At 63.7% G+C, this 16,152-nt stretch carries 14 protein-coding genes; 7 read left to right on the top strand and 7 right to left on the bottom strand.

Features of this window, described 5'->3' with window-relative positions; genetic code table 11:
- Positions 1 to 5: 5 nt before the first annotated feature.
- From ACT6VE_RS07525 to ACT6VE_RS07500, 6 genes are all read right to left on the bottom strand, one after another.
- Positions 6 to 395 carry a carboxymuconolactone decarboxylase family protein gene (locus tag ACT6VE_RS07525; RefSeq protein WP_444797988.1) on the bottom strand — a complete coding sequence of 130 codons (390 nt, stop codon included), beginning with the start codon at positions 393 to 395 and terminating at the stop codon, positions 6 to 8.
- The gene (locus ACT6VE_RS07520; RefSeq protein WP_444797987.1) at positions 388 to 1,200 is read right to left on the bottom strand and encodes an alpha/beta fold hydrolase; all 813 of its coding nucleotides are present in this window, start codon (positions 1,198 to 1,200) and stop codon (positions 388 to 390) included. Before ACT6VE_RS07520 ends, ACT6VE_RS07525 begins: the two co-directional genes overlap by 8 nt.
- Before the next feature lie 2 nt (positions 1,201 to 1,202).
- Positions 1,203 to 2,279 (bottom strand): LLM class flavin-dependent oxidoreductase, encoded by a 1,077-nt coding sequence (locus tag ACT6VE_RS07515; protein WP_444797986.1) that lies wholly within the window; start codon positions 2,277 to 2,279, stop codon positions 1,203 to 1,205.
- A gap of 21 nt (positions 2,280 to 2,300) precedes the next feature.
- The gene (locus ACT6VE_RS07510; protein WP_444797985.1) at positions 2,301 to 3,815 is read right to left on the bottom strand and encodes an aldehyde dehydrogenase; all 1,515 of its coding nucleotides are present in this window, start codon (positions 3,813 to 3,815) and stop codon (positions 2,301 to 2,303) included.
- Position 3,816: 1 nt separating this feature from the next.
- The gene (locus ACT6VE_RS07505) at positions 3,817 to 4,809 is read right to left on the bottom strand and encodes a flavin reductase (protein ID WP_444797984.1); all 993 of its coding nucleotides are present in this window, start codon (positions 4,807 to 4,809) and stop codon (positions 3,817 to 3,819) included.
- Positions 4,810 to 4,953: 144 nt separating this feature from the next.
- Positions 4,954 to 6,759 (bottom strand): helix-turn-helix domain-containing protein, encoded by a 1,806-nt coding sequence (locus tag ACT6VE_RS07500; RefSeq protein WP_444797983.1) that lies wholly within the window; start codon positions 6,757 to 6,759, stop codon positions 4,954 to 4,956.
- 164 nt (positions 6,760 to 6,923) lie between these two features.
- Between ACT6VE_RS07500 and ACT6VE_RS07495 the strand changes: the two genes are divergently transcribed.
- Together ACT6VE_RS07495 and ACT6VE_RS07490 are read left to right on the top strand one after the other, a co-directional pair.
- On the top strand, positions 6,924 to 7,514 hold the full coding sequence (locus ACT6VE_RS07495; RefSeq protein WP_444797982.1) for an amino acid synthesis family protein: 591 nt from the start codon (positions 6,924 to 6,926) through the stop codon (positions 7,512 to 7,514).
- A 215-nt stretch (positions 7,515 to 7,729) separates the two neighbouring features.
- Positions 7,730 to 8,605: a helix-turn-helix domain-containing protein gene (locus ACT6VE_RS07490; RefSeq protein WP_444798259.1), complete on the top strand. Its 876-nt coding sequence runs from the start codon at positions 7,730 to 7,732 to the stop codon at positions 8,603 to 8,605.
- Between the two features lie 43 nt (positions 8,606 to 8,648).
- Here the strand turns inward: ACT6VE_RS07490 and ACT6VE_RS07485 are convergent, their stop codons facing one another.
- Positions 8,649 to 10,793 (bottom strand): TonB-dependent siderophore receptor, encoded by a 2,145-nt coding sequence (locus ACT6VE_RS07485; RefSeq protein ID WP_444797981.1) that lies wholly within the window; start codon positions 10,791 to 10,793, stop codon positions 8,649 to 8,651.
- A gap of 301 nt (positions 10,794 to 11,094) precedes the next feature.
- On the opposite strand from ACT6VE_RS07485, the gene ACT6VE_RS07480 reads away from it, so the two are divergent.
- From ACT6VE_RS07480 to ACT6VE_RS07460, 5 genes are read left to right on the top strand one after another with little or no spacing between them, the layout of a single operon-like run.
- Complete coding sequence (locus tag ACT6VE_RS07480; protein WP_444797980.1) at positions 11,095 to 12,093, top strand: iron-siderophore ABC transporter substrate-binding protein; 999 nt, start codon at positions 11,095 to 11,097, stop codon at positions 12,091 to 12,093.
- A gap of 26 nt (positions 12,094 to 12,119) precedes the next feature.
- Positions 12,120 to 13,133: a FecCD family ABC transporter permease gene (locus tag ACT6VE_RS07475; protein ID WP_444798258.1), complete on the top strand. Its 1,014-nt coding sequence runs from the start codon at positions 12,120 to 12,122 to the stop codon at positions 13,131 to 13,133.
- A gap of 2 nt (positions 13,134 to 13,135) precedes the next feature.
- Entirely contained in the window at positions 13,136 to 14,173 is a 1,038-nt protein-coding gene (locus ACT6VE_RS07470) for a FecCD family ABC transporter permease (protein WP_444797979.1), read from the top strand.
- Complete coding sequence (locus ACT6VE_RS07465; RefSeq protein ID WP_444797978.1) at positions 14,170 to 15,039, top strand: ABC transporter ATP-binding protein; 870 nt, start codon at positions 14,170 to 14,172, stop codon at positions 15,037 to 15,039. Before ACT6VE_RS07470 ends, ACT6VE_RS07465 begins: the two co-directional genes overlap by 4 nt.
- Complete coding sequence (locus ACT6VE_RS07460; protein WP_444797977.1) at positions 15,036 to 16,106, top strand: DUF2218 domain-containing protein; 1,071 nt, start codon at positions 15,036 to 15,038, stop codon at positions 16,104 to 16,106. Before ACT6VE_RS07465 ends, ACT6VE_RS07460 begins: the two co-directional genes overlap by 4 nt.
- Positions 16,107 to 16,152: the final 46 nt, after the last annotated feature.

The raw sequence follows: 16,152 nt of genomic DNA, 5'->3' as shown, positions 1-16,152 counted from the left end.
GGAAATCAAGCCGCGCCCTCCCCGGCCATCTCGGCCCGCACGGCGCGCGCCACACGAAAGGCCTCGACGCCGGCTGGCACGCCGCAATAGACCGCGATCTGCACCAGCGCCGCCTGGAGTTCCCTGTCCGTCAGGCCATTGCGGATCGCGCCGCGAAAATGAAGGCCGAATTCGTGCATGCGGTTGCTTGCCGCCAGCATGCCGAGGTTGAGGAGGCTGCGCTGCTTGAGATCGAGGCCGTCATCCGTCCAGGCCATGCCCCAGCAATATTCATTCAAGAGATCCTGCAGGGGCGCGGCGAAGGCATCCGCGCCTTTTGTGGCGCGGTCCACATAGTCATCGCCGAGCACGCGTCGCCGCACGGCCTCGCCCTGCTTGCGGAGCGCTTCATCCATGGTCTGCCTCCGCCTCTGTCAGGAACGTAGCCATTGTGTCTGCCACGACGTCCGGGGCTTCGATCAGGATCGAATGGCGCAGGCCGGGGAAGATGGCGAGCGTCGAACCGGGAATGCGCTCGTGCATGTAACGGGCCATGCGCGGATTGGAGCCCACATCGTCCTCACCGGTTGCAATCAGGGTCGGGCAGCGGATCTGGTCGAGAAAACCGCCGAAATCCGTTTCTGCGAGCACCCGGTAGGCGGAAGTGTAACAATCCGGGTCGTTCTCCGCATCGCGCGCCCGAAGCCAGGCGATGGTGTCGGGGTGCGCGTCCTGGAAACCTTCCGTCAGCCAGCGGGACAGCGAGGCATTGTGATGGTCGGATGGCGTACCGGCCTGCAGGGCCGCGAGCCGCGCCAGAACGCGCTCGCGCTCCTCCGGCGTCCGGCCGGCGACCGTGGAGAGCAGCACAAGCCGCCGCAGCCGCGGAAGATGCGTCAGCGCGAGGCGCTGGGCGATCAGGCCGCCGAGCGAAAAACCGGCAAGGTTAAAGGTCGAGAAACCGGCCTTGTCGGCAAGCGCCAGCGTCTCGGCGACGAAATCATCAATCTCGTAGCGTCCCTTGATGCGGCTCGACCGGCCGTGTCCCCTGAGATCGAAGGTGAGGATCGTGAAGCGGTCCTTCAGTCGCTCCACCACGCCCGACCAAGCCTCCAGATAGGAACCGACCCCATGAATGCAGACGAGCGGTTCGCCGCCGTTGCCATCGAGGCGATAGTTGAGCGTAACCTCGCCGACCCTGTGCTCCAGCGCCTTCCCCATCGTCAACGCCCCGCAACTGCCCGTTTGCGCTCATTTTCGCGCGCGGCGAAGACGGGCATGACTTCCTTCACGAAAAGCTCGATCGTGCGCTTTTGCAGTTCGAAGGGCAGGTTGAAGGTGAGGCCGAGGCAATATTGATCGACACCAGCCGCCTCGAAGACCATCAGCTTCTCGATCACCTCGTCCGGCGTGCCGAACATCAGGTTCTTGCGGATGTTTTCCGGATTGTAGTTTTCCTTGCCCCGCACGGATTCATACGGCACAGCCTCCGGAAAACCGTCCTGCACGGTACCGACATTCTGCATCAGGTTCTCGAAGGCGCGGCCATAATCCATGCTGTGCTGCACGGCCCTCTCCCAGCCGTCCGGCCGATCGTAGACGCAGGTGCGCCGCTGCATCATGAAACGAGGACGCGGCACCTCCGGATGGTCCGCCACGGCCCGGTGGAATTTGTCGGAAAGAACCTGGATTTCCGCGGCCGGAGCGGAAAGCGGCGTCGAAAGGATGCTGGCGCCGTTGGCGATTGCCCAGTCGAAGGTGCCGGGGTCACGCGCGGCGACCCAGATGCGCGGATGCGGCTGCTGCAACGGTTTCGGCACGGCGGCGGTCACCGGGAACTTCCAGTAGTGTCCGTCATGGGCATAGTCGCCGGCCCACAGCTTCTTCACCGCCGGCACCAGCTCCTTCAGATAGGCGACACCCTCCTGCTGCGGCATGCCGCCAGCCATCCGGTCGAATTCGTACTGGTAGGAACCGCGCGCGATGCCGAATTCCAGGCGGCCGTTCGTCAGGTGATCACAGAGCGCGGATTCGCCGGCGAGCCGGATCGGGTTCCAGTAGGGCGCGACCAGCGTCGAAGTGCCGAGCCGGATATTGTCCGTGTGCTGCGCCAGCCAGACGAGCGTCTGGAACGGGTTCGGCGAGATCGTGCATTCGAGCGTGTGGTGCTCCGCCGTCCAGAGCATCTCGAAACCGCCCTCGTCTGCCATGCGGGCCAGCGTCAGGAGGTTGTTCTTCACCGTGGCCATCGGCACATCCGGCGAGAAGCGTTCCATCGTGAGCGAGACTGCGAACTTCATGGTTCTGCCTTTCGATGCTGATTATTTGAGGCGGATGACGAAGGGATCCTGCATGGCGCCGGAATAGTCGATGATGACGTTCTTCAGCCGCGAGAACTCGTGCATGACCTCGAAGCCGCCGCGCCGGCCGTAGCCACTTTCCTTGAAGCCGCCATTGGCCGACATGAAGGAGGCGGAGCGGTAGGTGTTGATCCAGACCGTCCCCGCCTCGATGCGGTTGGCAAAGCGCAGCGCCCGGTCGATGTCCTTCGTCCAGATGCCGGAAGCGAGGCCGTAGCGCGTGTCGTTGGCCAGTTCGATCATCTCCGCCTCGTCACGGAAGGGCATGACGCCCACGACGGGGCCGAAGAGCTCGTCGCGCATGAAGGCCATGTCGTTTTGGGCATCGACCATGACCGTCGGCTCGAAATACCAGCCGCCCGGCGCAAGATCGGCCTTCTGCGGTCGCCCGCCGCCGACGGCGACTTTCGCACCCTCCTTCACGCCCGAGGCGACATAGGCCGCGACCTTCGACAGTTGGTCGGCAAGCGCCAGCGGGCCGACATCGGTATCCTCGACCGTTGGCAGGCCCACCCGGATGCGCTGTGTGCGGGCAACGAGTGCATCGATGAACCTGTCGTAGACGCTCGCCTCGACGAAGCAGCGCGAGCCGGCGACGCAGGTCTGGCCCGCCGCGGCAAAGACGCCGGAGACGACGCCGTTGACCGCATGTTCGATATCGACGTCGCCGAAGACGACGTGGGGCGACTTGCCGCCAAGCTCCATGGAGCAGGGAACTAGGTTCTGTGCTGCGTTGCCGGCGATGCGCCGGCCCGTCGCCGTGCTGCCGGTGAAGACGTATTTCGCAACGCCCGGATGACGGGTCAGCGCTTCGCCTGCGCTCTGGCCAGTGCCCGTCACCACATTGACCACACCCGCCGGGAAGCCCGCTTCGTGGATCAGTTCGGCAAGCGCCAGCGTGGACGCCGTGGCATGCTCGGACGGCTTGATGACGACGGTGTTGCCGATGGCAAGGCACGGCGCCAGCGTGCCGGTCAAAAGCATCAGCGGAGAATTCCACGGCGTGATCATGCCGACGACGCCGAGCGGTTCGCGCAGGTTGATGTTCAGCGTGTCGAGCCGGTTGATCGGGATCGTATCGCCCTGCAGCTTGTCGGCCATGCCGGCGAAATAGTGATAGCTGTCCGGCATGGCGCGCATCTGGGCGCGCGTCTCTTTCAGGAGCTTGCCATTGTCGCGCGTCTCGATTTCGGCGAGCGCATCGGCATTGGCGCGGACGAGTTCGGCGAGGCGCCGCAGCAGAGCACCGCGGTCGGTCTGCGTCATGCGCCGCCAATCGGGATTGAGGAAGGCTGCGCCTGCGGCGGCGACAGCGATCGCCACATCATCCGCATCGGCTTCGGCAAATTCGTACCAGGGCTCGCCCGTCGTCGGATCATAGCTCCGGATATAATTGCCGCCCTTTGGCGCCACGAATTCACCGCCGATGAACAGCTGCTGGCGCGAACCTTCGATGGTGCTGACTGTCGTCTTCATGTCATTGTCCTTGGTCTTGGGAGGCCTGGAGCCAGGCGCGAGCCCGCCCGTCAATCATCGCGACGCGGCCGCCGTCGTCGGAATCCATGTAGATGCCGAAACGACCCGCCTGGCGCTCCTGCACATAGCGCCGCAGCATGGAGCGCAGTTCGTGGGTGGCGATTGCGTCGTAAGGCAGGTCCTCGACGGGAAAGAAACGCAGGGTGTCGGGCAGGCTGATCTGCGGACCCTCGCCGGCCAGCCGCGCCCGGTAGACGAGATATCCGGGATCGCTGTCGGCAACGTCGAAGACGGAATAAAGGAAGGTTTCCTCCGGCACGAGGCGCAGCGCATCGCCGCCGTCCAGCACCAGTTCGCGGTCGGCCTTGCGGCGGCGCGCAGAGGGCAGCACCCACCCCCCTTTGCCGTCCGAGCACAGCAACAACCCGTCGCCAGCCTCGATGAGATAGCCGATGATCATGCCGTGTGAAGCAAGCCAGCCGGCCGGCAGCGGGTCCTTCACGCTGGCATAGCGCCCGCGACAGAAGCCGAGCGGTGCTGTCGGGCTGGTGCCAAAGGCGCGCACCTGGCCGATCAGGATCGCATGATCGCCCGCATCGACGGAACTGGTGAGACTGCAATCGAACCAGGTCAGGCTGTCGGTCAGCACCGGCGCACCCGTATGTACCCGGTCATGGTTGACGGACTGGAACTTGTCCGGCGACTTGGAGGCGAAGGTCGCCGAGACATCGACCTGACCTTCATGCAGGATGTTGACTGCGAAACAGTTCGCCGCGGTGAAGGTGGCATAGCTGGACGCCGACTTGGCGACACAGACGAGCAGGAGCGGCGGATCTAGCGAGACGGAGGTGAAGGAATTGGCCGTCATGCCACGCGGCGTGCCGTCGGCCTCGCAGGTGGTGAGGACCGTGACGCCGGTGACGAAGGTGCCGAAGGCGCGGCGAAGCGCGACGGGGTCGATCGGTGCGTCCTGTGCTGTCGCCTCATCCGCCATGCCCGCAATCTCTCTCCTCATTTCGTTGGGAGGACGCTACCCGGCGCGGGCGGCGGGCTCTTCCCGCTGAACAGAGGAGACGATGGTGTTGTTCTGCTGCGGTTCGGAGGAGAGACAATAGGGGCGGCAAAGGCCTTTGCGCGTTCAGCGCTCACCGAAGGCGTGATTGTCGATGACACTGTGGAGACGAAGCGCAAGTTCCACGGAAAAGCGTCGTTCCGGCGTTTCCACGTCGATGCCGAAGAGTTCCTGAATGCGCGCCAGCCGGTAGCGCAGCGTCGTGACGTGCAGGCCGAGGCGGTCCGCGCAGGCCTGGCTGCGGCAGCCTTCCTCCAGATAGGCGGAAAGTGTTTCCAGATAGGGCGTGCCGTTCTCCCGGTCGTGCTCGGCGATCGCCCCGACGCTATCGCGCACAAAACTGCGCACGTCGCCGACATCGGCAGCGGAAACAAGCATCGGCAACGGCCCGAAATCCTGCGTGGAGAGCGCGCCCGTCAACCCGAAGGAGCGGCCGATGCGGATCATCCGGGTGCATCGTTCCCAGGCCGTGGCATAATCATCGAGACCGCTGCAACGGCTTCCGGCAACCACGATCGGCGGCTCACCGAGATAGCGGCCAAGCTCGTCGGCGATGCGGCGCATGAGTTTCGTGGTGCGCTCCTGCCGTGGCCCAGCCTCATGTTTCATGAGGCAGACGACGCCGCCATCGATCGCCACAAGTCCGGCCTCGATCGAGGCCTGTTGCATGATGCGCGACAGCGTGTGCTCCACATCGATGGAACCACCGCCGAAAGCCTTGGCCCGCTCCGGGAAATCGACCACAATCATCTGCTGCGGCAGCGACAGATCAAGCCCGAGCCGCGCGGCACGCTGGCCAATATCGGCCGCATCACGCCAGCGCCGCTCGACGATCTCGAAGAAAAGCTCGCTTTGCGTGCGCGTCTCGAAGCGGAAACGCAGGAAGCTGCGCATCATCTGGACGCTGAGTGCGAATTTCGCACTGTCCAGCATTAACTGGTCCAGCTCGCCTTCAGCAGCCGCGAAGGGGAAGATCACCAGCGCCCCGACCAGCTGGCGGTCGACCATCAGCGGTTCTACGCGGGCGGAGACGCGCAGCCGCCGCACGCCATCCTCAAGGAAAATCGGTGTGGTTTCGGTGCTGCCGCGCTCCACCGCCTCCCGCGCCGCGCGTATGAGCACGCGGGCAAAGATCGTCGGCGCCGCCGCCTGCCAGGCGGCATCGTCGAAATCCGTCGCCAGCGGCGAGCGCCCGGCGATCACCTGGTTGACGGTAAAATCCACGACGACGAGCGGGTTGGGCAACAGCCTTCCCACCATCGCTGCGAGCGATGAGACGGAGCCGTCGCTGAGCACGTGCTCCAACAGCGAGGTATGTGCCGCAAGCGCCCGGACGAGCCGCTCCGACCCGCGCTTTTCCGCCGCAAGACGGTGCTGCTTTTCGACGGCGATCGCGCCAAGGTGGATGATCGTTCCGAGGAAGGCGAGGTCGTCCTCCGTGACCTCGGTCACCGTGCGGGCGATGACGCTCAGCACCATCGGTCGGCCTTCCGCATCCGCGCAGTCCATCGGCATGACCAGCACCGTCCGGTAGTCGCGCTCGAATGCCTCCTTGCGATAGCCGGGGAATTCTTCGCTCTCCCGCGCATCGCGAATATAGACGGGTTCGTTGCGCTGGAGCGCGATGAGCGATGGGCTGGTCGCCAGCTCCCAGCGGTCCGGCAGGTCGCGCTGGAGGAGTGTGGGATCATGCCGCACGATCACATGGGCATAGCCGTGCGCCGCATCGATTCCCATGATGGAGCCGAGCGCCCAGTTGGCGTGCCGGCAGGCGGCCGCGATGAGATGCTGCAGCACGGTCGACAGATCGCCACCGCTGTTGATCTGGCTCGCGACATCGCGAAGCGACAGTATCCGTGATTTCTGATCCAACGCGCCGCGCATCCTCGTTGCAGGACAGTGATAATGCGGCGCGGCGGCGTTGAAATCTACTTGTTTTCAGAGGAGGACATGCTGCTCCACTCCTCTGGACACGAGGAAGACCAGGCGCGGCCATACGCTAGGTTGCGGCAAGTTCAACAGACGGTGGAAACGACATGGCCCTCGACATCCGAAAGATCTGCACCTTCCTCGAGGAGACCCATATCGAAGGCGGAAAAGCCGCGCCGCGGCCGTTCAATGTCGTTGTCGTCGCCGCCATCATCCGCAACCCCTGGGCCGGCCGGGGCTTCGTCGAGGACCTCCGGCCGGAGATCATCCGCATTGCCGGGCCGCTCAGCACGGAAATGACCCGCCGCTTGCTGGCGCAGATGCCGGCGGAGACCATCGAAGCCTGCGGAAAAGCTGCCGCCGTCGGCGTCAACGGCGAAATCGAACATGCCTCGGCGATGATCCACACGCTTCGCTTCGGCAATCCGTTCCGCGATGCGATCGGCGGCACCAACTACCTGGAATTCGCCAACACGCGCAACGCGCCCGGCGCGCTGCTTTCCCTGCCCATGATGCACAAGAGCGAGAACGGCAAGCGTTCCCATTTCCTGACTGCGAACTATCAGATCGCCGACGCCCCACACCCGGACGAAATCGTCGTCGCCATCGCGGCCGCAGACGGCGGGCGTCCCCACGCCCGCATTGCCGATCGCTTCCAGGACATCGCAGAGATGGAGGCGGAAATCTCACGTCCTTGAGGGTGCCTGAAGGCGTCATTGCTGCAAATGCCTACCCGGGCGGCCGCTCTTGATAACCCGGGACGAAGACGCTTGGCCGCAGGCGGATCGCATTCTTTCCTTGTCTCGACATAGAAACATGATAGTTTTCATCATCTTTAAGCCAGTCGAGATGGACGAGGCGCACGGCATTCGATGAAGAAGAACGGCTTCAAACGGTGAGTTATCTGCACGCGATGACCTGCTATACCGAGGGCATCAAGGTCCTCGCGCCGGTCAAATGGCGCAGCCTTGATGGTCTGGTGGGCGTTTTCTGGGATGCCGAAGGCCAATCCGGGGCAAAGGGATACTATCTGTCCCCCGATCCACGCATCGTGATTTTCTTCAGCGACGTGTCGCCGTTCATCCAGATGACCAACCGCGAAGGCGGAATGGCTGCGCACGCCCGCCCCATGACGCGGGCGGTCTATGTGCCTGCCGGCGTGCCGCTCTGGACCAGCTTCACGTCCTCGCACCGTTTTTCCCATCTGGACCTGCACCTTCACAAGGACCGGATGCTGCGCTTCCTGTCGCCTTCGGTCGGCATGTCCTGCGCGCTCTCGGCCCTTCGCCGCCCGGTCGAGATCCAGGATGTCGGAGCGATCGAAACATTGGCGGGCCTGCTGGTCGACGAGGTCTCCACCCCGACGAAACACGCGGTTTATGCGGAAAGCCTTGTTGGCAGCATCGTCAGCGGTCTGCTCGATATTTCTGACCACGGAACGGAACTTCCCAATGGCAGGTTGACCCAGGCGCAGCTGAACAAGCTCATCATGCACGTCAACACGCGCAGCGATGGCCGGCTGAGCGTCGCCGAAATGGCCGAAACGGTCGGTCTTTCCGAAAGCTGGTTTGCCAATGTCTTCAAGCAGACGACCGGCAAAACGCCGCTACAGTGGCAGCTCGCCAGGCGCATCGACCTTGCACAAAAGCTGCTTGTGGAGAGCCAACTGAGCATAACGGACATCGCCGCCCAGCTCGGCTTCTCCGATCAGGCACATCTGACGAAAGCCTTCCGGCAGATCGTCGGAGGAACACCCGCCGCGTGGCGGCGGATGCAGCAGTTCGACTAGAGACGTCACGCCCACCCAAAAGGCTTCGGGCGGCGCGCATTCATCACCAGGTCTGGCGCAGCGTCGCGTAGACCGCACGGCCCGGATTGTAAAAATCCGCACCAAAGCCGCCGTTTGCAACATGCTTCTCGTTGAATATGTTGCTGGCATTCAACTCGAACGACGTGTTCTCGAAGACCTTGTAGGTAAAGGCCGCATCGAACACGATGCTGCTGTCGGCCTTCGCCGTGTTCGCGTCGTTGAGGAAGTATGATCCCTTGTAGCGCGCGCCCACACCAAAGGTCATGTCGCCACGCGCACCTTCGCCCTCAAGAAGATAATTGAGCCATAGGGAGGCCATATGTTCGGGCACCATGGCAAAGCGGTTGCCCTCGTTGCTCAGCGCAGGCAGCTGGCCGTCTTCCACAATCTTGGAGTCCAGGTAGGTATAAGCGGCCGTCACACTCCAATTGTTCGCGAACTCCGCCTTCGCTTCCAGCTCGACGCCGCGCACCTGCACTTCGCCGATCGTCTCGCGCACCGGCGGCGTCCCTGGCACGGTAACGGTCACATTGCTTTTCGTCAGATCAAAGATGGATGCCGAGAAGAGCGCCGGGAAACCTGATGGCTGGTACTTGATGCCCACTTCATACTGTTCGCCACGCTGCGGCTCGATGCCTACATCCGGCGGAGCGACGGATTCGGCATAGCTGATGAAGGGCGCAAGCTCGTCCGTGATCTTATAGCTCAGACCGACGCGGGTGGTCAGTTCGCTGAAGTCACCCTGGCTGTTGACCGCCGTGAGCTTGTTGTACTCCTCAACATCAATCCAGTCGTTGCGCACGCCGATCGAGGCCGTCAGCTTGTCCCAGAGGGTCAAGTCTTGCTGAAGGTAGAGAGCCTTCGTATTCCGCTTGCTGTTCGTGCTGCTATAGGGCCCCGCATATGTCGGCCGCCCGCTATAGTCCGGGTCGGTCCAGTCGATGCTCGGCGCTACGTCGTAGTAGAGATCATTGTCTCCGTCGCGCCGGCTGTATTCGACACCGACCAGTGTACGGGTGTCGACGAAATCGATACTGGCGTCGTACTGCAGGTGTGCATCGATGATAAACTCGGAATCCACGCCGGCATTGCCGAAGAAGTATCGGTCGGCTCTGGTGTCGCCGTTATCAACCGGTTCATAGACATAGGCGTAGCCGAAGCCGGTTTTCGACTTGCTGTACCGCGCATTTGTGTTGAACGTCAGACCGGAGCCAAAGTCGTGGTCGAACATGACGCTTACCGTGTTCCTGTTGGTGACGTCATAATTGTAGTTGGGCTCGCCTAGAAAAAGGCTCCTGTCGAGATTGTAGCCCACCGGATGGCCGCCGCCGCCGGGCACGCTGTCCCTATTGAGGTGGTCGAAGACAACCGTCAGCGTCGTCACATCGGTCGGGCGCCAGGTCAGGCCGCCCATGAGGAACTTTTCGTCGTCGTTGGAGAAGTCGTATTCCTTCTCGCCATTCTGAAATTTGCCCGTCAGGCGATAGGACAACGTATCGTCTTCGGTGAGGTTGTCGCCGAAATCGAACCCGGTGGACGCATGTTGGGGCGAGCCACCTGTCACGTAGACTTCGCCGAACCGTTCGCTCTTCGGGCGCTTGGTGAGGTAGTTAACCGCCCCGCCGGGATCGGAAACACCAAAGACCGTGGAGTTGGCACCCTTGAGAACCTCGACGCGCTCAAAGGCATAGGGCTCTTCCCGGATGCCGCCGAACGGCGCGCCGAGCGTGAGGCCGTCGCGATAGGTATAGGCGTCGAACCCGCGAATCTTGAAGTAGTCGTACCGGTCGTCCGAACCGTAAAAGTCTGTTGTGACGCCCGCGGTGTAGTCCAGCACCTGCTCGACACTCGTTGCGCCACGCTGCTGGATTTCCTTGGCGGTAATCACGGAAACCGACGCTGGCGTATTGAGAATCTCGGTCGCCATCTTGCTGCCGCTCGAGGTCTTCGTCGCCACGATCGACCTCGCATCATTGTCGTAGTTTACGGTGGTGCCGTTGCCCTCGATGACAATCGTTTCCAGAACCGTTGCGGAGCCCGCCTCCGCCTGCTGTGCGCGCAAAGAAGCCGGTGTCAGGGCGACGAGGGCCGTGCAGCCGAGAAGCATCACGTTTCTGCACCGGGTAAGATGCAGCCGCTTGTCGTCGCTAGTTTGCTTGATGTTCATCATCGAATCCAGAATTGAGTTGCGCTCGCTGGCAGCCGGCAAACCGTTGGCATGTCGAGACCAGCCGGAACACAATTGCCCTCACAGCCTCAAGCCCCTCTCAGACCGGTGCAGCGGTGCGATGTTCCTTGGGGGCGTCAATAACTTGAGATATCCAGTCTAGTATTGTAGATTCCCCCGGTTTTGTAGGAAACTACGGAAACTTCGCGGCTCTCCGGGAAAGACATGGGCATTCGCCTTGACGCCGCCCGGTGAACCTGAAACGGAAACTCCACTTTAAGGACCATGGAGGGTTTCGCCAATGCCGCGGCTCTTGCGTTTTTGCGCAGCACTGTTCATCGCATGCCTCTGGGCACTCACCTCCGGCAACGCCCGGGCTTCTGACGACACCACCTATCCCATCGTCATCAAACACGCCTTCGGCACGACGACGATCACGAAAAAGCCTGAGCGGGTGGCGACGGTCGCCTGGGCAAACCACGAGGTCCCGCTCGCGCTCGGCATCGTGCCCGTCGGGTTTGCCGCAGCCAATTTCGGCGATGACAACGGCGACGGGCTGCTTCCCTGGGTTGCCGACAAATTGGCTGACTTGAAGGGCGCAGCGCCCGTACTGTTCGACGAGGGCGACGGAATAGATTTCGAAGCGGTCGCCGCGACGAGACCGGATGTCATCCTCGCGGCCTATTCCGGACTGAGTCAGTCGGACTACGATACGCTGAGCCAGATCGCCCCGGTCGTGGCCTATCCCGGCTCCGCGTGGTCGACGGACTGGCGCGAGATGATCCGCCTCAACAGCACGGGCCTCGGCCTGGCTGCCGAGGGCGAAGCGCTGATCGGCCGCATCGAGAAAGAGATTGCCGATACGGTCGCGGACTACCCCGTCCTGAAGGGCAAGTCGGCCATCTTCGTTACCCATCTCGACGTGACGAACCTCAGCACGGTCAATTTCTATACGGCCAACGACACACGGGTAAAATTCTTCACCGACCTCGGGCTGGTATCCCCGAAAAGCGTGCTGGAGGCGACGAAGCCGGGCCAGTTTGCAGCCAGCGTCAGTGCCGAACGGGTCGATGCCTTCGGCGATGTCGACATCGTGGTGAGCTATGGCAGCACGCCGCTGCTCGACGCCGTGAAAGGCGACCTGCTTCTTTCGCACATGCCCGCGGTTCGCAAGGATGCCCTCGTCATGCTTGCCCAGAATCCGGTCGGAACCGCCGCCAACCCGACACCGCTTTCGATCTCCTGGGTGCTGAAGGACTATGTCGGGCTTCTTGCCGAAGCCGCCGGGAAGGCGCAATGACGGCGCAGGCTGCCAAGGCACAGGGCATGCCGCGGCTTGCTGGGCGCTCGCGTCGCCTGCACGCCCTGTGGCTGTTCTCGCTTGCCGCCATGCTCGTGCTGCTCTCAGCCCTGTCCGTCGCGGTCGGCACGCGCGACGTCGGCTTTGACGATATTGCCGCCGCGCTCGGCGGGCAGGTCGAGACGATCGGCCAGGCAGCGGTGGCCATGCGGATTCCGCGCACGCTGCTCGGTCTTCTGGCGGGCGCCGCGCTCGGCCTCGCTGGTGCGATCATGCAGGGTGTCACGCGCAATCCGCTTGCCGATCCCGGCATTCTCGGCGTCAATATGGGGGCTTCGCTCGCGGTCGTGGTCGGCGTTGCCTGGTTCAGCATCGATACGATCCATGCCTACATCTTCACGGCAATCCTCGGCGCCGGCGCTGCAGCGGTCTTCGTCTATGTCATAGGCTCGCTCGGGCGCGGCGGCGCGACGCCGCTCAAGCTGGCACTTGCCGGGGCCGCAACCTCCGTCGCCTTCTCGTCGTTGGTCATCGCGGTCGTGTTGCCGCGCAACGATATCGCCGGCGGCATCCGGGCGTGGCAGATCGGCGGCGTTGGCGGCGCGACCTTCGAGCGCATCTACCCTGTCCTGCCCTTCCTGGCGGTGGGCTTTGTCATCAGCCTGCTTTGTGCGCGCAAGCTGAACGCCCTTGCCCTCGGCGACGACGTCGCTGCCGGCCTCGGCGAGCACGTCGCGCTCACCCGTGCGGTCGCCGCGTTCGGCGCTATCCTTCTTTGCGGAGCGACAACGGCGATCTGCGGTCCGATCGCCTTCCTGGGCCTCATCGTGCCGCATCTCAATCGCCTGCTGGTCGGGGGCGACCATCGATGGCTGCTGCCGTTTTCCGCGCTCGGCGGCGCCTGCCTGCTGCTCGCCGCCGATATCGTCGGTCGCATCATAGCGCGGCCGGGCGAACTCGATGTCGGCATCGTCACCGCCTTCATCGGCGCACCATTCTTCATCTGGATCGTACGCCGCCAGCGGGTCCGGGACCTGTGACCATGCTTCTTGCGCCCGTGACCGACACTATCGTCGACAACCGCCGCCGCCGCACCCGCCGGCACAGGCTGGTCGTCGCCGTTCTTCTCGCTCTTTTGGCCGCAGCCTTTGTCATCACCCTGCTGTTTGGGCAATCGTTCACGCCGCCTCTGGACATCCTGCGGGTCCTGATGGGCGAAGACGTGGCGGGCGTTGCGTTCACGGTCGGCCAACTCCGGTTGCCGCGCGCGGTTCTGGCAATCCTCGCAGGCCTCAGTTTCGGGCTGGGAGGCGTTGCCTTCCAGATCATGCTGCGCAATCCGCTGGCCAGCCCCGACATTATCGGCATCAGCTGGGGCGCCAGCGCCGCGGCGGTCTTCGCCATTGTCGTCCTCGGCCTGAGGGGACCGATGGTATCGATCCTCGCGGTCGGCGCCGGGCTCGGCGTGGCACTCCTGGTCTACGGGCTGTCGTTCCGCAACGGCGTTGCCGGCACGCGCCTCATTCTCGTCGGTATTGGCGTCTCCGCCATGCTGGAAAGCGTCATCGCCTACATCCTCTCCACCGCCCCGGCCTGGAGCCTGCAGGACGCCTTGCGCTGGCTGACCGGCAGCGTCAACGGTGCACAACTCGGCCAGACGCTGCCCCTGATAGCATCCCTCGTCGTCTTCGGCGGCCTGCTACTGAGCCGTACGCGCGATCTCGAAGCCCTGAGACTGGGGGATGACACCGCCGCAGCGCTGGGCGTCCGGGTCTCCCGAACGCGGGTGCTGATCATCATTGCCGCCGTCGGCATGATCGCCAGTGCCACCGCCATATCCGGGCCGATCGCCTTCGTCGCCTTCCTGTCGGGGCCGATCGCCGCCCGGATCGTCGGGAACAACGGATCGCTTCTCGTTCCTGCCGCTCTGGTGGGCGCCGTGCTCGTGCTGGTGGGCGACTATTGCGGTCAGTTCCTGCTGCCGAGCCGTTATCCCGTGGGCGTGGTCACCGGCGCATTGGGTGCCCCCTACTTGATTTTCCTGATCGTGCGCGTCAACCGATCCGGAGGGTCGCTATGAAACCCCACGCCCTTGTCGCAAGCCGGCTCTCCGCCGGCTATGGCGACACCCGCATTCTCGAGGGGCTGGACCTCGCCATTCCCCCGGGCAGCATCACCGTGATCGTCGGCGCCAATGCCTGCGGCAAGTCCACGCTGCTGCGCACGATGTCACGCCTCTTGTCTCCGCAGCAGGGGCATGTGCTGCTCGATGGCAAATCGATCCACCGCATCCCCTCCCGCGAGTTGGCGCGCACCCTGGGCCTCCTGCCCCAATCGCCGATTGCGCCGGAAGGCATAGCTGTTGCCGATCTCGTCAGCCGCGGGCGGCATCCCCACCAGGGCGTGTTCTCCCGCTGGACGCGCGAGGATGACGAAGCCGTTGCCGCCGCCCTTGCGGCAACGCGCACCGTCGATCTCGCGGAAAGACCGGTCGACGAGCTTTCCGGCGGACAACGCCAGCGTGTCTGGATCGCCATGGCGCTGGCGCAACAAACGGAACTCCTGCTGCTTGACGAGCCGACGACCTTTCTCGACATCAGCCACCAGATCGAAGTGCTGGACCTCCTGACCGATCTCAACCATTCGCGCGGCACCACGATCGTCATGGTGCTGCACGACCTAAACCTGGCGGCACGCTATGCGGACCACCTCGTCGCCATGACGGATGGCCGGCTGCATGTCTCCGGCAGGCCGGAGGATGTGCTGACGGAAGAAAACGTGCGGCAGGTCTTCGGCCTGGAAAGCCGCATCATCACCGACCCGACATCCGGGCGGCCGACCATGTTGCCGATCGGACGACATCGGATGGTCACAGGGCAGGCCGGTACTGCCGGCAAGAACGATACCGCCCGGATCCGGGCATTCGAGAGCGAGGACCCGTCATGACCGCAGTCGCGGAATTCAAACTTTCCGGCATGGCACTGCCGAAGGATGCCGAACGGATGCTCGACGAGGTCTGTGAGCACTTCGTCGAACACGCAGAGGTTCAGCGCACCGCTGGTACCGCGCTGCTCACGAGCGAAACCGGCACCGCGCATATGCGCCTGGAGGATGGCAAGCTTCTGATCGAGTTGGCCTGCCCGACGCAGGATGCACTCCAGATCAGCCGCACCGTCATCGCCGAGCATCTCTTCTACTTTGCCGGAGACGAGCCGTTCGAACTTACCTGGTCCGAACCGGCGCCGCGCACGCGGCTCGCCAACCTTCACGAGGTGACGGTCGTGTCGGCAAAGGACGTGACACCGCATATGCGGCGCGTGATCGTTGCCTGTGCGGATGCCACGCCCTTTGTCAGCAGCGACATGCATGTGCGGCTGCTCATTCCGCCGAGGGGACGGGAGCCGGTCTGGCCGGGTCTGCGCGACGATGGCCGCATTGCCTGGCCGGAAGGCGAGGATACGCTGCTGTCCCGCGTCTATACGATCCGCGCTGTCGACGTGGAACGGCAGGAGCTGTGGATCGACTTCCTGCAACATCCTACGCCGGGCATCGCAACCCCGGGCGCCGACTTTGCCCGGGATGCGCAACCGGGCGATCGATTGGCGCTGCTCGGGCCGGGCGGCGGCAATATGCCGGAAGCAGCCTCCATTTTCCTCGTCGGCGACGAAAGCGCCCTGCCCGCCATTGCCCGCATCGCCGCCGAAGCGCCGGCGGGCACACATATGCAAGCCATTCTCGAGGTGCAGGATGCCGCGGAAGAGCAGCCGCTTCCCACCGCCGGCACGCTCGACGTGCGCTGGTTGCACCGTGGGACCTATCCCGCCGGCACGAAAAACATGCTCGCAGAAACGGCGAAGGCGGCCCTTGCTGCCGTCGATGGCGAGACCTTCGTCTGGGTAGCGTGCGAGAAAGACGACGTGCGGATAATCCGCGGCTTCCTGAAGAGCCGGCAGCATGACAGGAAGCGGATGTATGTTGCCTGGTACTGGGAGCGAGAAGTGGCGGCGGCTTAGCCCGAGCGCTGGAGCGCGATGGCCAGATATCGGTCGGCGGTGCCTA

This window comes from Shinella sp. (genome assembly GCF_052438155.1).
GTDB lineage: Bacteria > Pseudomonadota > Alphaproteobacteria > Rhizobiales > Rhizobiaceae > Shinella.
The sequence above is the reverse complement of the archived record's forward strand: the minus strand, read 5'-3'. Positions and strand labels throughout refer to the sequence as shown.